Genomic DNA, 18162 nt, shown 5'->3' with positions numbered 1-18162 from the left:
TATTTATCTGTTATCTGCCTGACCCATTCCTACTACTACCCGTTTCACGATCACTTTTCCATTATGTACCAGTTTGAGGAAATACATCCCAGCCGGTAATCCTGATACGGAGAGCGTCCTTGTATGGGCGCCTTCCTGTAACTGGCCATTCACCGGCATCTGCACCAGTTTACCGCCAAGATCATACACCCCCAGCGTGGTACGTCCGTCTGATGGCAACCTGAATGTTACCGTCACCACAGACGTAGCGGGGTTGGGATAAGTGTTCATCACTGCCAGCCCCGTTTCTTTAGCAGCCAGGGCAGTGCCTGTTTTGATTTTCACTTCTGCATAGCTGTTCCATGCGTTCACATTGTTGCCGTGGCCGAGAATTCGTACGTGCCTGGCCGTGACAGCCGCGAAGGTGAAGGACTCGAAAGCGGTGGAAGTACCGCTGCTTTGCAGGCCGGTAGCGGCGTTGGTCCAGGTAGTACCGTCGTTGCTTACCTGTATATCGAACGAAGCGCGGCGGGTATCTCCTTTATAGAAGGCGATGTCCACACCACTGACAGTCGTACTGCTGGTGCCGAGGCAGAACTGAATCGACTGTTCGCCGGAGGCCGACCAGCGGGTATTCAGGTCATTGTCGATCGCATTGGCGGCCACGTTGCCATCGTCGGCACTGGCTTGTGCCGGAATACAAACAGGGCCGGGGCCGGAGCTGTCACCGATCACGGAGAGCTGCGGCGGATTGACAGCGGCTTCTTTGGAATTGAGGAAGATGCGTGGGTCATGGGCCTGCTGGCTCTTCATAACGAAAGCAATTTTCTTCCTGCCGGCTGCCAGCTCGCTCTGCACGTAGCTGGTCACATCCCAGGTGTAGTAACGCGCACTGTCGTTCGTTAGCACGGTAGATGCCAGCAACGTAGTGCCCGAAGCTGGTTTGTTAGTCCAGGTAATGGTTTTTTCAGACCAGGTAGTATTGCTCAACGGATACACGCCTACGGGCACGCTCATCGCTACGGTGCCGTCTACACGTCCATACAATCGCAGCACTACTGCAGACACGCTGCTGGCCGTATTGGTAAGATCGAAAGTGAGATAAGCCTCCCGCGCGTTGTTGAGCTGTCCTGCCGGCGACACCTTCGTGATGAGGAAGGTGGAATCGGAGGTGCCCCAGGTGGTGTTGGCGTTGGTACCGTCGCGTACATAGGCGTCCTGCACCGGTGGCAGCAATGTGGCTGCCGGCGCAGCTTTGAATACTGCCGTATAAGTGGTGTCGTTATCGGTGATCTTAATGTTCTGCGCCCGGTTGCCTCCATGTGCCCAGTGGTCAAAAATATAGGTAACGCCATTGAGCACCTGTGGAGACGGCGCTTCCATCGGTCGTACCATGCCCGATAAAGCAGGGGTACTATACGGGGTGGTAAACGGCATGTCATTCAGTTTGATCTGCAAACCTGCGGGCTGCGTTTGTAGCGAGAGGTTGGAAGTCACCGGGAATAATTCCACATACGTAGTATCGAGTTCGCCCCGGCTGTCTTTCACAGAGAGAAGTATACGATACCAGATGTCTGTTTCCGTATGACCTTCGGCAGAGATCACGAACTTGCCGCTTTTCACGCTGTCGGGCGTCTGTGGACCGGGATGCACGTGATTAGCATGATGGAAGTCCACCCACCAGTGGAAGGCGCTGGCTGGTAGCGTACCATCTTCCGCATCGGTACCGGTACCAGCGAAACTAACGGTGTCGCCTGCACGGAATTTTCCATTGTTCAATGGCGCTGTGATGGTGGCCACCGGCAGGGTATTAGGAGCGGTTACCGTCAGCTTTGCGTTGTTGCTGGTAACGCTGCCGGCGCTGTTGGTGATCACTACGCTGTACAGCCCAGTGTCGGCAGGTTGCGCATTGGCGATAGCGTATGTTGCCGCAGTAGCCCCGCTGATATTGCTGCCGTTTTTGCGCCATTGGTAGGTCGGCGCCGGATTGGCCACCGCTGTTACGCTGAACACTGCTGTCTGTCCCTGCGGCACCGTTACCGGTTGTGGTTGGGTGCTGATCACCGGCGCCTGTGTGCCGGTATACACAATTTTATACAACGCACTGTTGTCGCGGCTCAGGTAGTACAGGTTTCCATCGGGGCCTTGTTTCAGGTATACCATGCCGCCACCGAGGCCGGTAGCGAAAGCCGTGCGGGAGGGGGAAGCCGGGTTGATATAGTTGATCCATCCGCCGCAGTAGTCGAGGAAGAAATATTTTCCGTTGTAGGTAGCCGGGTAGTTGCTGATTGCGCCATTGAAGAAGGTGCCGCCGTTGATGGCGCATCCCTGGCCGTCTGGCGGGGAGCCATCGCGGTTGGTGCTGTAGCGGTAGATAGGGTTGGTGAAGCCTGAGCAACCGCTGGTACAGTTACCTTCCTGTGTGGGCCATCCGAAATTACGTCCGCCGGTGGTCGCGTCATTGATTTCCTCCCAGGTAGACTCGCCTACGTCGTTGATGTAGATTTTGCCGGTAACGGGGTCTATGGCGTTAGTGAAGGGGTTGCGTAACCCGTACGCCCATACGCGACTGCGTTGGGCACCGCCGCTGAAGGGGTTGCCTGCCGGTACGGAGCCATCGGTGTTGATGCGTAGCAGTTTGCCCATGTAGCTGTCGAGGTTGCTGGCGTTATTGCCCACTTTGTTGTCCCCTACGGAGACATACAGTTTGCCATCGTTGCCGAAAGACAGGCCGCCGCCGTTGTGGTAGATAGCGCTGAGAGTAGGCAGGTCCAGAATAGCCGTTTCAGAGCCGGCCACGTCGCCGGTCATGGTAAAGCGGCTGACGCGGTTGTGAGGCCCCGACGTGTTCGTGTAATAGAGATAGATGTAGTGGTTGCTGGCGAAGGCGGGATCTACCGCCACGCCGATAAGGCCACGTTCCCCGCTGCTGTTGACCGACAGCGAGATCGCCGGCGTTGATAGCAACGCGCCGTTTTTCACCACACGCAGCTGACCTGTTTCCTGACATACCAGTATGCGGCCGTCAGGCAGGAAAGCCATGGAGGTGGGGCTGCTGATGCCGTTCACTACCTGCACCCGCTGAAAATTGGTTGGCAGGGATTGCGACAGGGCAGTCGTCACGGATAACAACCATAACAGAAGTATCGCGTATCTTTTTTTCATCATCAAAAACTTTAAAGGTGGATAATGAGGGTGATAAATACATAGGTCGCCCGTTAGCGTATATCCGTCATAGTTATACACTTGCGCATAATTTCCGGGGAGCAGGCGGGCATTGTCCTGCTCATGATGTACATGGCATTAAGAGGATGTCATACAATGATGTTTTAAACAATCAATAAAATGGTACGGTGGAAACGGGTTTTCAACAACACTTGGCTACAGGGTAGTTTCCGGGATTTTTTCAGGTACGAGGCTACAAATGGTCTATGGTTTCCAAAGTGAATTTTGGCGTTTCAGATCCTGGCTGTGGTCCTAAATTATGCAAACGATTGCAGATTTCAAAATAGTTTTTTGGCATTTCCTGCATTTTAGATGTCTTCGTTGTCACAAAAAATGGATACAGGTTTCTCAAAATTAGATGAGGGCAAGCCGAAAAACGGCCGATGCCTATCTCCTCACCATTAGTATAAATGCTGTTATCAATTTTACGTGTTGATTCGCTGAAAGAGAATGTAACAACCCAACCCGCCTGCATTTACATGTTAAAATATGTTAATAAAATATATCAATATGATAATCAATTTATTAAATTGATAAAATGTAACCTTTTTACAAATTTTAGTTACAAATTTTAAATCGGATTCTTGTTTTTATTAGTATATTCGTTGTCATGAAAAAGGTCCATACACAGATCGCTGATCAGATAGCCAGGAAAAAACCAGGGGCACTTATTTTCCCCACGGATTTTCGTGGTATTGGCACGGAGACGGCGATTAAACAAGCGCTGTTCCGGATGACACGCAACGGTACTATCAGGCGGCTGGCGCATGGCATCTATCACACTCCCAAAACAGACAGCATATTGGGAGAATTAAAACCCGGAGCAGAAGATGTGGTAAACATGATCGCCAAAAAGGAAAAGATACACATCGTTCCATCCGGCGCCAATGCCATGAATATGCTTGGATTGACCACACAAGTACCTACTAAGCTGGTATATCTGACAGATGGTTCTCCCAGAAAACTAAAAATCGGGAAACTGGAGGTCAGGATGAAGGCCACGTCCCGAAAACGCCTGTCCCGGGTAGGAAAAATCAGCTCCCTGGTAATACTCGCGTTAGAAGAGACAACGCTGGACCAAATCGGAGATGTGACAAAAAGTAAAATCAAAGGTCTGCTGGAGCAGGAAGACCCTCGCAAACTAAAACACGACCTGTCATTGGCACCGGCAAAAGTCAATGACTTCATTGTTAACTTATTCAAGCCTCACACTATGACAAAAAAATGATTTTTACATACCAGTCGTGATTCCCAAAAAAACGTTTCTTGAAAAAGCATTTCTGCTAAGTGAGGAATTCATAAAAACTGATATCAGGAAGATCAGGATAGAACGTATGTCACGGCATTTCTACGACATGATACAAATGGACTATGCAGGAATAGCTGATGAAGCACTTGCCGATACTGAACTGTATACTACCATCCAAAGGCATCGTAAACACTACAGTCGTCTGAAATACATGGGGAACTATACTTCCCTTGACAGACAAAATATTTCATTTATTCCACCCCTGGAGCTTCTTGACGCATACAAGGATGACTATCTATATATGACAGACCATATGTTATATGGACAAACACCGGATTTTTCCGTAGTGCTTGATGGACTCACCACCATATTAGAAAAGTTCAGGAATACTTCCTGACACTATTCTTTTCCAGCCCTCCCCACATTGCGAAAAAAACATGACAAAAAGTGAAAATCAGCTTACTCCCCAGGTGATTTATTTCCGATCTTTAGAACATCAAAATTTAAGTGTAAAACAAACACTATAAAAGAAGAAAGCGCCTCGCGCTTATTTTTTGCGGAAGAAATGCAAACGATTGCAGTAAATTAGAAAGAGATACGTCATCAGTCAACAGGAAACGGGAAGAAATCAGTATTTAATACGCACCAGACCATTCACCAAAATCGATATTTTCACCACCTATAACAACTAACAACACGTAATGAAAAAACTATTGCTTTCTTTGCTGGCGTGCTGCTGCGCTGCGCAATCAATCTTCGCACAAACAGCTCACGATGAGCACATGAAATGGTGGCGGGAAGCCCGTTTCGGCATGTTCATCCACTGGGGTGTTTATGCCCAGCTGGCCGGCAACTGGCAGGGACATCAGGTAGGTCGCGGCGGCGAGTGGATCATGAACCGCGGCAAAATATCAGTGGCCGACTATCAACAGGTGGCTAAATCCTTCAACCCGATAAAATACGATGCGGACGCCTGGGTGAAAGCAGCGAAAGATGCCGGCATGAAATACATCGTTATCACCGCGAAACACCACGACGGCTTCGCCATGTTCAAATCTGCCGCCAGCAAATGGAACATCGCGGACGCTACTCCCTATGGAAAAGATGTGCTCCAGCCACTGACAGCTGCCTGTAAAAAATATGGCCTCAAACTGGGCTTCTACTACTCTCAGGCACAGGACTGGAACAACCCCGGCGGCGCCGCTGCCCGCAAAGCCACCGCAGAAGGCTGGGCCAACCCCGACTCAGCTAAAATTGACGCCTATACGCAGGCTAACACCGGCCACTGGGACCCGGCACAAACCAGCGCCACCATGGGAGAATATATAGATAAGGTAGCAGTACCACAAGTGAAAGAACTGCTCTCCAACTACGGCGACGTGGCGGTGTTATGGTGGGATACGCCTACTAACATGACCGACGAATACGCTAAAAAACTACAAGCGGTATTATCGCTGCAACCCAATATCATCACCAACGACAGGCTTAAAAGACCCAATTTCCCGGGCGATTACAAAACACCGGAACAGAAAATCCCCACACAGGGTGAACTGGATGGCCGCGACTGGGAAACCTGTATGACCATGAACGGCACCTGGGGTTATAAAAGCTATGACAACAAATGGAAAAGCACAGAAACACTGATCAGAAACCTGATAGACATCTCCTCTAAAAATGGTAACTATCTCCTGAATGTGGGCCCGGACGCGCTGGGACAATTCCCCCAAGCCAGCATCGATGGACTGAAAGGCATCGGCCAGTGGATGAAAGTGAACGGTGAAGCCATCTACGCCACTAATGGCAGTCCTTTCGGCGCATTACCCTGGGGACGTTGCACCCGGAAAGTGAAAGACGGCAACACCACGCTTTATCTCCACGTATTCAATTGGCCCGCTGATGGTAAACTGATAGTGCCCGGCCTGAAAAATAAAGTCAACAGCGCCCGCCTGCTGGCCGGTGGTAAAAAACTCAATGCCACCACCACAGATGAAGGACTCCTCATCAATGTACCCGCCCAGGCTCCCGATGCTATCGCTACTGTCATCAAAGTAGAAACAACCGGAACTTTATAAAAAACAGGCGGTAACCGATGAGAATTGGTTGTCGCCTGTCTCTCTATTTCCACAGCGTTATGAAAAACTACCTGTCACTACAGCTGCTCTGTTGGCTGTTGATATCCTCCATGTGCATGGCCATGGACAAAGAAACTGTTGTCGATATCACCCGCTACGGCGCGGTGGGCGACGGCAAAACACTGAATACGGCAGCCATTCAGCAGGCCATCGATGCCTGTGCCGCCAACGGCGGAGGGAAAGTCCGTGTGCCCGCCGGCACCTGGCTTACCGGCACCCTGCTGCTCAAAAACAAGGTGCTGCTCCTCGTGGAAGAAAACGCCACATTGCTGGGCAGCCCCGATATCAAAGACTATCAGATCGTGGATGGCTTTAAAGACGGTCTCGGTCAACAAATGGGTTATGCCCTCATCGGTGCGGTAGACGTGACTAACACCGGCATTACCGGCAAAGGCACCATCGATGGTCAGGGGAAACTGGTAAGGGCTTCCGGCGGCCACGAAAGACGGCCTTTCCTCGTTCGTTTTGTTCGCTGCAAGCAGGTCAATGTATCCGATATCCATCTCCAGGGGCCTACGGCCTGGACCATGCATTTCTTCCATTGTACCAACATATTAACAGAAAAAGTAACCATCAGAAGCCGCGGACTGGGCAACAATGACGGCATCGATATCGACTGCTGCGAAAAAGTGGTGATCCGCGATTGCGATATCGACAGCGGCGACGATGCTATCTGCTTTAAAACCACCAGCCCCTATCCCTGCCGCGATGTCACCATCAGCAACATTAAAATCAATACCGGCGAAGGCGCTATTAAATTTGGTACCGAATCGGCCGGCAACTTCGAAAACATAAACGTCAGCCATATCGATGTGGCCTTTGCCCGCGAAGGCGGAATCAAACTCTTCTCTGTCGATGGCTCACAACTCCGCAACATCAGCATCAGCGACGTGAAAATGGACAAGGTGAATATGCCCATCATCATCCGCCTCGGCGCACGATTGAAAACTTTCCGCGAAGGTGATGCACAACAGGAAGTCGGCAGTATCAGCAACATCAGCATCAAAAACGTGACCGTCAAACAGGGTACCTGGACCGGCATGCTCATCAGCGGCATTCCCGGACACGATATCGACGGCATCACACTCGACAATATCCACATCAACGTTCCCGGCGAAGGGACCGCAGCAGACGCGCAGGTTAAACTGGAAGAGAGGGAACGCGATTACCCTGAAATAAAAATGTTCGGTAAGCAGATACCGGCCTATGCATTGTACATCCGTCACGCTAAAAATATTCGTTTCCATGATATCACCTATACCTGCGATCAGCCCGACGCGCGGCCAGCGGTAATTGCCCATGATATTGACCAGGTGCAGCTCATCAACTGGGCACTTCCCGGCAATACCGGCAAAGAGCCGCTGGTGCGCATCGCGGACTCCAGAGCGGTAGAACTGAAAGCCGTCAAACACCCCGCACCCGACCAGTTCCTCCAGCTGGAAGGTGCTGCCCGGAATGTAACGGTGGATGGCACCATTGTCGCAGCGCCGCCCGTGGCGCCACTGTGGAAAGAATTTGTAGCGGCACGGAAAAATAATACGGTGCCTGTTTTGCCCGATTTTTCCTATGCCGGCTATCATTTTTCAGAGAGCCCCTTACCAGATTTGACCGGTAAGAAGAAGTTCGATGTCACCCGGTTTGGTGCGGTGCCTAATGACGATCAGTATGACGACGAAGCCATACAACGTGCTGTAGATGCAGCCATGGCCAATCCCGGCGGCGGTATCGTCTTTTTCCCCAAAGGCAAGTTCCTGCTGGCACCCGATGAAGACAATAAAAAACAAATCCTCATCACCAGCAGCAATATCATCCTGCAGGGTAGTGGCAGCCAGGAAGGCGGCACAGAAATCTATCAGGATAAAAAAAGACTCAACGACCGGCAGTTCCTCTTCCGTCCGGCACAACAGCAGCAGCAACGGCTCACCACCATCACCGCCAACGCGCCCCGCGAAACCTTCACCGTGCAAGTGGCAGATGCCTCCCAACTACGGCCCGGACAGGACGTTATCATAAAACATCGCAGTGAAGCCTATACGAAATGGTACTTCGATCCGTTGCCATTGAAACCCCAATGGACACGCCTCCTCGGAGACAACGGCGGCATGCAGGTCCAGGAAATACATACCATCGAAAAAATAAATGGTAACACCATCACGTTCAAAAACCCGCTGCACCTGGACATCCACCTCATTGACGGCAAGCCGTTTGAACTGGTAAGCTACAACAGCCTCGAAGAATGTGGTATCACCGGTATTCGCTTTTCCAGCAACTGGAAAAATTATCCGGAAGATTTTGTCCATCACAAAAATGAAATCCATGACTATGCCTGGGAGGCCGTAGGCATGGAATACGTCAAAAACAGCTGGGTACGCGACTGCATATTTCAGGACTGGAACGAAGGCATCAACATCCGCGCCGGCTATCAGGTCACCGTACAGAACGTAACATTCATCGGAAAAAAAGGTCACGCCTCCGTACATGCCCGCACCGGTTACGGCGTGCTGATCAAACAATGTTATTTCAACGGCGCACAACATCATGGCCCCGGCACCGGCTATAGCGCTGCCGGCACCGTTATCACACAATGCGCGCTGGGCACCGATCAGAATTTCGATAGTCACTCCGGACAGCCCTATGCTACGCTGTTCGATGATATCCGCGGTGGCGTGTTTTACAACCTCGGCGGACCAGAACCCGGTCACCCGCATCACGGCAAACAACTGGTGCTATGGAACTTCCGGCACAGTTCCGCCAAAGACCAACATTACAACTTCTGGGACATGGAACGCCGCCGGAACTATACCATCGCAGCCCCTATTCTGGAAGGCTTTCAGGCCGATTCCAAAGTAACTGTAGACAATGCAGGCATCAACGAACTGCCCGGACAGTCAGTCGCACCTGCATCCCTTTTTGAAGCGCAACTGGCATTACGACTTTATGGCAAGGATATTACCAACTAACCTATAATCCATTTTATCAACAAAAACTAAGCGTTATGAAATTCCAGATCCCAGGATGGCAGGCCCATGCCCTGCGCCTGCTTTCACTTATGGTATGCTGGTTATTGTTTGTATGCGTATATACTTCACCGTTATACGCGCAAAACAAAACCGTCAGCGTCAAAGGCCGCGTAATCTCACAAACCGGAGAACCACTTCCCGGCGCCAATATCGTGGTAAAAGGTACCACCCGTGGCGTTACCACCAAGGTTGACGGCACCTTTCAATTAGATGTGCCTGCAAACGTTTTCATAAAAATTACCTACACCGGCTTCATCTCCCGTGAACTGAAAGTGGAAAATGCGGATATGAACAACGTCAGTATCTCCCTCGCGGTAGATAAAGGAGAACTCAATGAAGTAGTGGTAGTAGGCTATGGTACCCAGAAACGCTCCGACGTTACCGGTTCCATCACCTCCATCAACGCACAGTCACTCCGTGATATACCCGCTGCTAACCTGACTTCCATCCTTAAAGGACAAGGCGCCGGCATCGATATCCAGAAAAGCGGTGGTAACAGCAAGCCTGGCGCTAAACCGACCATCCTCATTCGTGGTACCCGCTCACTGAAAGCCGGTAACTCCCCGCTATTTGTAGTGGATGGTATCCCGTACAACGGAGATATCAACGACCTCAATCCGGATGACATCACCTCCGTTGATGTACTGAAAGATGCTTCCTCTACCGCTATCTACGGCTCCCGTGGCGCCAATGGCGTTATCCTCGTTACCACCAAACGTGGCCGCAGCGGCAAAGCAGTGGTTACCTACAGCGGCTATGCCGGCTTCGTAAAGCCCTCCGGTAAATACGATCTCATGAATGCCCAACAATATGCCGATCTGAAAAAATGGGCCTACTGGAACGGCACACAGGACCCCCCGCTGAAATATAGCGGTCCTGATGATCCGCAAATACTCATCGATGGCTTCGACGCAGAGGAAAGAAGACAACTCGCTAAAGGCAATAGCACGGATTGGCAAGACCTGATCTATAAAACAGGTATCATGACCAACCACCAGATAGGTATCTCCGGTGGCAACGAAAAGACACAATTCGCCGCCTCCGCCGGTTACTACAAAGAAACAGGCGTATATCCGGGACAAGCCTTTGAACGCTTCACCGTGAAAGTGAGCGTAGACCATCAGATCAATAACATCTTCAAAATAGGCGTCAGCTCACTCAACAACTTCTCCACCACCACCGGCGAAGGCGTAAACCCGATGGGACAGGCCCTGAGAGCCAGTCCCATGGCGCCTGCATACGACAGCACCGGCGCCGTGATCAATGACTTCCTTGCCGGCAGCCAGAAACAAATCTGGAATCCCCTGGCCGACTTCCTTCCCGGCGCTACCGTGGAAAAAAGAAAACGCAACGGAACATTCACTACTGCCTATCTGGACGTGAACATCCTGCCCGGACTAAAATACCGCTTCAACGGCGGCGCTGAAATCAAAAGCGACAACTACGGCAATTTCTATGGCAGCAAAACCACCAATAACCTCGGCAGCCTCAATACCAGCGAAAACAAATACGGCTCCGATGTGAACTACACCCTGGAAAACCTGCTGACATATGATAAACAGTTCGGTAAACATCATGTGAACTTCACCGGCCTGTATAGCTTGCAGGAATCCCGCGGGCAGTCCAACAGCTACAATAACAACACCTTGCTGTCTGACGACCTGCAATACTTCAATACCACCTACGGCCTCAACCTCGCCGGCAGCGGCTCCGAAAGCAAATGGGACATCGTTTCCTATATGGGCCGTCTTAACTACAGTTTCAAAGACCGCTACCTGCTCACCCTCACAGCACGCAGCGACGGCAGCTCCCGCCTCGCACCCGGCAATAAGTTCAAAGGATTTCCTTCGGCTGCCGTAGGCTGGATCGTCAGCAATGAAGACTTCATGCGCGAATCACGTGTATTCAGCAACCTGAAGCTCCGCGCCAGCTATGGCCGCACAGGCAACACTGCCATCAATCCCTATCAGACGCTTGGTGCGCTGAAAGGCATCAACTACAACTACGGTTCTACCAACGTTACCGGTGTGTTTATCAATACCGCTCCCAATGCGGCGTTGCAATGGGAATACACTACCACGGCCAACTTCGCGGTAGATTTCGGATTGTTCAACAACCGTATCACCGGTAGTGCGGAAGTATATTCCGCGCAAACCAGTAACCTGTTGCTGCCGCTCCACCTGCCCGGTACTTCCGGCATCCCCGGCGATGTGCTCGTAAACGTTGGCAAAACACAAAACAGAGGGATCGATGTACATCTCGCTACGGTGAACATACAAGGCAAAGGCGCCGGCGATTTCACCTGGACATCAGACCTCAACTTCTTTATCAACAGAGGAAAGATCACAGAATTATACAACGGCATCCAGCAGGACATCTCCAACGGCTGGTTTGTAGGGCAGCCTATTGGCGCCATCTACGACTATCAGCGTATCGGCATCTGGCAGAATACCAAACCCGATTCACTGCTCGCCCTGCGCTACGGTCAGAAGGTAACCGGCAACTCTTCCGTTATCGGCACTGTCCGCGTGAAAGACGTTAACAACGACAGCACTTTCAGCGACGCCGACCGGACCATCGTAGGCTCTCCGCAGCCTAAATGGGAGGGCGGTATGACCAACCGCTTCAGCTATAAAGGTTTCGACCTCACAGTGGTGATGTATGCCCGCATCGGCAGCACGCTCAACAGCAAGCTGTATGGCGGCGGTTTTGCCAACACCTTCCAGGGCAACTATAACAACCTGAATGTGCCTTACTGGACGCCTTACAACAGCGAGAATTATTTCCCGAAACCCAATCAGTCCAGAACACAAACCCAATACAACTCCACACTGGGCTACTTCGACGGCAGCTACCTGAAAATAAGAACGCTGAGCCTTGGTTACAACGTCCCCGGCTCTTTTGTGCAGAAGCTGAAAGCACGCTCCCTGCGGGTATATGTAACCACACAGGACCCGTTCATTTTCTTCTCCGAATACCGCAACAAGTACCACGGTGTTGACCCGGAATCTGCCGGCAATATCAACGCAGACACCCCGGCCACCTGGTCTATGCTCTTCGGTATAAACCTTACTTTATAAACCTTCAAAATTGAGTGTGATGAAAAAGATATGGTTCGCTGCCGGCATATTCACCGCCGCTTCTCTGTTGGGAGGTTGCAGCAAAATGTTGAACGAAACACCCCGGGCCGTACTGGTACCGGATTTCTATAAAACGTCACAAGGCGTGAACGCCGCACTGGACGCCTCTTACGCAGGCACCCGCACCATCTGGGGCTGTGAGGATTATTTCTCCATGACCACGCCCGGTACCGATGAATTCAAAAGAGGGAACGACGGCAACCAGAACTTCATGACCTATGACCCGGGCCTGTTGCCCAGCGATGGTAAGTTCAAATCACAATGGAACAACATCTACACGTATATCAACACCTGTAATGCAGTGATCCAGTATGCGCCCGAGGCCACCGGTATTTCAGATGATATCCGCAAAAAAGCTATTGCTGAAGCGAAGTTCCTCCGGGCCAACTATTACTTTGTGCTCGTACAGCTTTGGGGAGATGTGACCCTCACCACTTCCTTCATCTCCGGTCCGGTGACTTCAGCCAACAGAGACCCGCTGGCTAAAGTATACGACGCCATTGTTACCGACCTGAAAGAAGCCATCCCCGACCTTGCGCCCGGCCCTAAAGGAATAGATGCCGGCCGCGCTAACGCCGCTGCCGCCAAACATGTGCTGGCCAAAGTTTACCTGACCCGTGCAGGCAGCAAAGCCGCCAAAGCCACCGACTATCAGGATGCTGCCGCTACGGCTATCGACCTGCTCACCACCGCACCGGCGCTGGGCCTGAACCTGCTACCCGATTTTGGCAGCGTCTTCGCGGAAGGCAACGAAGCCAGCGCAGAAGTGCTGTGGAGCGTACAACATACCGCCAGCCTGGCTTACAACGGCTCTCCCAATCAGGACAACCGCACACCGGACAATATGCTCGTGCATCTCTTTGTACCACAGTATGAGAAAATCGACGGCATGGCCCGCAACATCAAAGATGGCCGTCCTTACATCCGTACGGTACCCACCAAATGGTTGACAGACACCGTTTTCGCTGACAGGAAAAATGATACGCGCTTCAATAAAAGTTTCCAGACAGTATGGTTCTGCAACAATGCCGGCAGTATTCCGGTATGGCCTAACCCGCTGCCGGCGGGCGCTCCGGCGGGCGCTGCTCCCGGAAAGCCCAAAATGAAACTGGGCGACACCTGTATCTACATGCCGCAAGGTAAATTCACCGATGCACAAATAGCCGCCTCTCCTTACACACTGATACCGTCCAACAAATACTCCATCAAGATGTCGCCGGCTTTGTCCAAATATGTGGACACCAAACGCTCCGACATGAACGCGCCTTCTATCCGTCCCCTGATTGCGTACCGCCTCGCGGAAACCTACCTGGTGGCCGCCGAAGCGCTGATGCAGAGCGGCCGCACGGCCGAAGCGGTACAATATGTGAACGCTGTCAGGGAAAGAGCGGCTTATCCTACCGGCGATAAAACCAAAATGGATATCACCGCTGCTGACCTGAACATCGACTTTATCCTCGATGAACGCTCCCGCGAACTGGCAGGTGAAAATGTGCGCTGGCTGGACCTTGTAAGAACGGGCACCTTGCAAACCCGGTTGCTGAAACACTGCGACGACAACGCCAGGATCAACTTTAAAGCTCCCAAACACTGGCTGCGTCCCATACCGCAAGACCAGATAGATGCTACTACCACCGGAACGCCTTACCCGCAAAACATCGGCTGGTAGCTGTTATCAATGTTGTATTCACAAAAAAGGGTTAGTGCGCTGCACTAACCCTTTCCATTATACGAAAAAATGTTTTTTTTTACAATCGCTCCAGTCCTCCTACCATACTGAAGGTGATCACACCTAATACAATCAGGGTAATCACCACATAGAGATAATCTTTCTCCAGCAGAAAAGCAAAAACAGAAAGCGCAATACGAATAATAGGTGTAGCGATCAGCAGCACAATGCCCAGCTGGATCACATTCATGCCTTTTCCTTCCATAATACCCTGTAAGATGCCCGGCAGGTTGTCAAGGCCCTGCCGTACACCGGCAAAGGTGCCATAGTCGGGCGCTTCATGCCCATGGCGGTACAGATATACCATCCCTCCCAGGAATACAATAATACTGGAAGTGATCACGCCCACCCGGAGCTGTTTACCGATCAGTTGCTGTACATCTTTGTCGGCCCAGAAATGTTTCGAGAATAAACGCTTCATCTGCTACAGTTTTCCGTTGATACCATTGTAAATCATCTGAAGCGCCAGAAACGTGATCACTACGCCAAAGACTATACGTAACCATTTGGTATTGACCCTTACCAGCAACCGGGAGCCGCCGAAGGCTCCCAACAGTACGCCCAATACCACCGGCATACACAAACCGGGACTAACATATCCGCGTTGCAGGTATACCACCGCACTCGCCGCCGCCGTTACCCCGATCATGAAGTTGGAAGTGGTGGTAGACACCTTAAACGGGATACGCATGATGTTGTCCATCGCCAGCACTTTCAGCGCACCGGAGCCAATACCCAGTAATCCTGACATTACACCGGCAAACGTCATCATAAAATAACCGCCTGGCACATGCCGTACCTTGTAGGAAATCATTTCGCCGCCGGAAGGATAAGTTCCGTTCAGCTTCAGGTCACGCGCCAGTTTACTGACATCGTCATCAGAAATAGCTTCCGATTTTTTACGGAAAGACATCAGCGCGGAAAAAATCAGTACGCAGCCAAAGATAATGGCCACCACATTGGTAGGGATAAATACCGCAATCAGCGCTCCCACCACGGCCCCTGTGGTAGTGGCAATTTCCAGGAACATGCCCAGCCGGATGTTGGTAATCCCTTCTTTTACATAAGCGGAAGCAGAACCGGAAGAGGTGGCAATAGACGCGATCAGGGCGGTACCAATCGCATAGCGGATGTCAACGTGGAAACCAAGCGTCAGCAGCGGGATAATGACCACACCGCCCCCCAGCCCGGTAAGTGACCCCAATAGCCCCGCCAGAAAGGCCCCGGCAAGCAGGATCAGTGTAAATAATAAAATCGTCATAAGATGGTTGGTTGGTTTAGATCGACAATTACAGGCAATAAAAACAGCCCTTCACGGCCAATGATGCAAAAGTAAGCAGAATATGATTCCCACAATCCGTAATCTATAAGTAACTTGCAGCCATATACTTAATTTCTCAATATGATAAAGGTGGGCGAGTATAACCTGTTAAGGGTTAAAAAAGAAGCTGATTTCGGCGTATATCTGGAAGGTGTAGACCAGGAAATACTGCTGCCATCACGGTTTGTGCCTAAAGGCACCAAAGTAGGCGATGAACTGGAAGTATTCCTGTACCATGACTCGGAAAACAGGCTGATCGCCACTACCCAGAAACCCTACGGCATCGCAGGCGATATCGTGAACCTGAAAGCGCTCAGCGTCACTAAACAAGGGGCTTTCCTGGACTGGGGCCTCATGAAAGACCTCTTCGTGCCACAGTCACAGCAACTGACCCGTATGGTGCCCGGACAGGAATACCTCGTGAGAATATACATCGATGAACTGACCGGCCGCCTCGCCGCTACGGAAAAAATAGACCGCTTCCTCAGCAATGAAAACCTGACGGTAAAGGAAATGGACCAGGTCGACCTGGTGGTGTACCGCCGCACGGATATCGGTTACGTAGTGATCATCAATAACCGGCACACCGGTATCCTTCATCACAACGAACTGTTCCGCAGCGTGGAAGTAGGAGATAAACTCAAAGGTTTTATCCGCGGTATCCGGGAAGATAAAATTGATGTAGTACTCGGTCAGGCCGGCTACAAACGGGTGGAAGATGAAGGCGAGAAAATACTCCGCCTCCTGCAGGAAAACAATGGTTACCTGCCCTATCATGATAAATCCACCCCTGAAGAAATACAGGAGTTCTTCGGCATGAGCAAAAAAACATTCAAAATGACGATCGGCAACCTGTATAAACAACGGAAGATCATCTTCACCCAAACAGGCATTAAAGAAGCGGATCCCGATCAATAACAGCTTTCACGATCGGGAAACTGATCAGAAACTGTGTGCCTTCTCCCGGACGGCTGTCCACATGTATCGTTCCTTTATGATTAAGGATGATATTCTGGGTAGCCGTCAGCCCAAGGCCCGTACCCTTGGTCTTACTGGTAAAAAATGGTTCAAACATCTTGGCCAGATTCTCCGGCGGAATGCCACTACCGGTATCGCTTATACGAACAAACACCCGGTCAGACTCAAGCCAGGTTTCTACTTCCAGCGTACCATCTCCTGCCTTCATAGCCTCAATACCATTGATGATAATGTTCAGCAGGGCGATGATGAGCTTATCTTCGTCGGCCATCACATACAGATCGGGTTCCCGTAATTTTTTGATCACTTTGATATCATTCAGCTGCATGCGGTCGGCCGCCAGATGGATCGTTTTTTCTATCAGCACATTAAGCCCCTGCGGCAGCATATTCAGTTCCGACATGCGGGTAGACTCCAGCAGCTCCGTCACCAGCTGATTGATACGGTGGCAGTTGCGCTCCATGATATCGAGATACAGCTGGGAGTCGGCTGTTTCGGGCAATTCGGAAGTTTTTAATTCTGATACTGCCAGCAGAATATTGGTCAGCGGGTTACGCACTTCATGAGCAATCAGGCGGGCTATTCTCCCCGTGATGGCGAATTTCTCCTGTTGCTGCTTTTCCTGTTCCTTTCTTTTACGCTCTGTGACATCCTGAATAATACAGAGATACAGCTGCTTTTTTTCATCGAGCAGCGATGCATTCACCACAACATCGAGCTGTTGTCCCTGACGGGTGCGCAACACGTACTCCTGCCGTACTACACCATCTTCGCTGCACAACTGGTCAATAAACGTTTTGATCTGGCTCTCGTTGGCAAACAGCGAACCGAGATAACTGTTATAAAGAGATGATTCCTCATAGCGTAACAACCGGATAGCAGCCGGATTGGCCGCTACAATACGATGCTCGCAATCGGCCAGCAGAATGGCATCATTGGATTTTTCAAAAATGCTGAAATATCGTTTTTCACTTTTCTCAATGGCTTTGAGATGGGTAAATTTATCCAGTGTATAACGGATAGCGCGTTCCAGTCCCACCGCAGTAATCTCGCTTTTCACCAGATAATCAGCGGCACCGGCCTGCATCGCTTCTTTATCGATATGATAATCCCCCTTGCCGGTAAAAAGAATAACCGGGGCTTTATAACCCAGGTTGCGGAAATGATGCAACACATCTATGCCGGTATGGGCCCCCAGACGATAGTCTACCAGATACAGATCATGCGACCGGGTGTCGATAATACCCAACGCTTCACTGTAGGAAGATACCCACTGTAAAACATACTCGTCGGGCGAAATATCCTGTAGCAACGCATTCACCAGGAAAAAATCATCCTCATCATCATCGATCATCAAAATGTGCTTCTTGCTATTTATAGCCATAGGAA

The 18162-nt window shown here is 50.9% G+C and carries 11 protein-coding genes; 7 read left to right on the top strand and 4 right to left on the bottom strand.

Annotated features, from left to right (window positions below):
* Positions 1-3: 3 nt before the first annotated feature.
* A complete protein-coding gene (locus ICL55_RS23645) occupies positions 4-3144 on the bottom strand; it encodes a PQQ-dependent sugar dehydrogenase (RefSeq protein WP_188102085.1) in 3141 nt (1046 codons plus the stop codon).
* Positions 3145-3814: 670 nt separating this feature from the next.
* Between ICL55_RS23645 and ICL55_RS23640 the strand changes: the two genes are divergently transcribed.
* The 6 genes from ICL55_RS23640 (at position 3815) to ICL55_RS23615 (ending at position 14414) form a co-directional block, all read left to right on the top strand.
* Entirely contained in the window at positions 3815-4432 is a 618-nt protein-coding gene (locus tag ICL55_RS23640) for a DUF6088 family protein (RefSeq protein WP_188102082.1), read from the top strand.
* Positions 4433-4439: 7 nt separating this feature from the next.
* Positions 4440-4850: a hypothetical protein gene (locus ICL55_RS23635; protein WP_343067880.1), complete on the top strand. Its 411-nt coding sequence runs from the start codon at positions 4440-4442 to the stop codon at positions 4848-4850.
* Positions 4851-5154: 304 nt separating this feature from the next.
* Positions 5155-6525, top strand: coding sequence for an alpha-L-fucosidase (locus ICL55_RS23630; RefSeq protein ID WP_188102078.1), 1371 nt, complete (start codon positions 5155-5157; stop codon positions 6523-6525).
* Between the two features lie 17 nt (positions 6526-6542).
* Positions 6543-9545, top strand: coding sequence for a DUF4955 domain-containing protein (locus ICL55_RS23625; RefSeq protein WP_188102076.1), 3003 nt, complete (start codon positions 6543-6545; stop codon positions 9543-9545).
* A 35-nt stretch (positions 9546-9580) separates the two neighbouring features.
* On the top strand, positions 9581-12685 hold the full coding sequence (locus ICL55_RS23620) for a SusC/RagA family TonB-linked outer membrane protein (RefSeq protein ID WP_223151572.1): 3105 nt from the start codon (positions 9581-9583) through the stop codon (positions 12683-12685).
* Between the two features lie 19 nt (positions 12686-12704).
* Positions 12705-14414: a RagB/SusD family nutrient uptake outer membrane protein gene (locus tag ICL55_RS23615; protein WP_188102074.1), complete on the top strand. Its 1710-nt coding sequence runs from the start codon at positions 12705-12707 to the stop codon at positions 14412-14414.
* Between the two features lie 79 nt (positions 14415-14493).
* Here the strand turns inward: ICL55_RS23615 and ICL55_RS23610 are convergent, their stop codons facing one another.
* Positions 14494-14895: a DUF1634 domain-containing protein gene (locus ICL55_RS23610; protein WP_169223986.1), complete on the bottom strand. Its 402-nt coding sequence runs from the start codon at positions 14893-14895 to the stop codon at positions 14494-14496.
* A 3-nt stretch (positions 14896-14898) separates the two neighbouring features.
* The gene (locus tag ICL55_RS23605; RefSeq protein ID WP_188102072.1) at positions 14899-15735 is read right to left on the bottom strand and encodes a sulfite exporter TauE/SafE family protein; all 837 of its coding nucleotides are present in this window, start codon (positions 15733-15735) and stop codon (positions 14899-14901) included.
* 141 nt (positions 15736-15876) lie between these two features.
* Between ICL55_RS23605 and ICL55_RS23600 the strand changes: the two genes are divergently transcribed.
* Positions 15877-16713 carry a CvfB family protein gene (locus tag ICL55_RS23600; RefSeq protein WP_188102070.1) on the top strand — a complete coding sequence of 279 codons (837 nt, stop codon included), beginning with the start codon at positions 15877-15879 and terminating at the stop codon, positions 16711-16713.
* On the opposite strand, the gene ICL55_RS23595 is transcribed toward ICL55_RS23600, so the two are convergent.
* Positions 16688-18157 (bottom strand): hybrid sensor histidine kinase/response regulator, encoded by a 1470-nt coding sequence (locus ICL55_RS23595; protein ID WP_188102068.1) that lies wholly within the window; start codon positions 18155-18157, stop codon positions 16688-16690. The genes ICL55_RS23600 and ICL55_RS23595 overlap by 26 nt on opposite strands.
* Between the last annotated feature and the right edge of the window lie 5 nt (positions 18158-18162).

This window comes from Chitinophaga varians, from assembly GCF_014529945.1.
Taxonomy (GTDB): domain Bacteria; phylum Bacteroidota; class Bacteroidia; order Chitinophagales; family Chitinophagaceae; genus Chitinophaga; species Chitinophaga varians.
The sequence above is the reverse complement of the archived record's forward strand: the minus strand, read 5'-3'. Positions and strand labels throughout refer to the sequence as shown.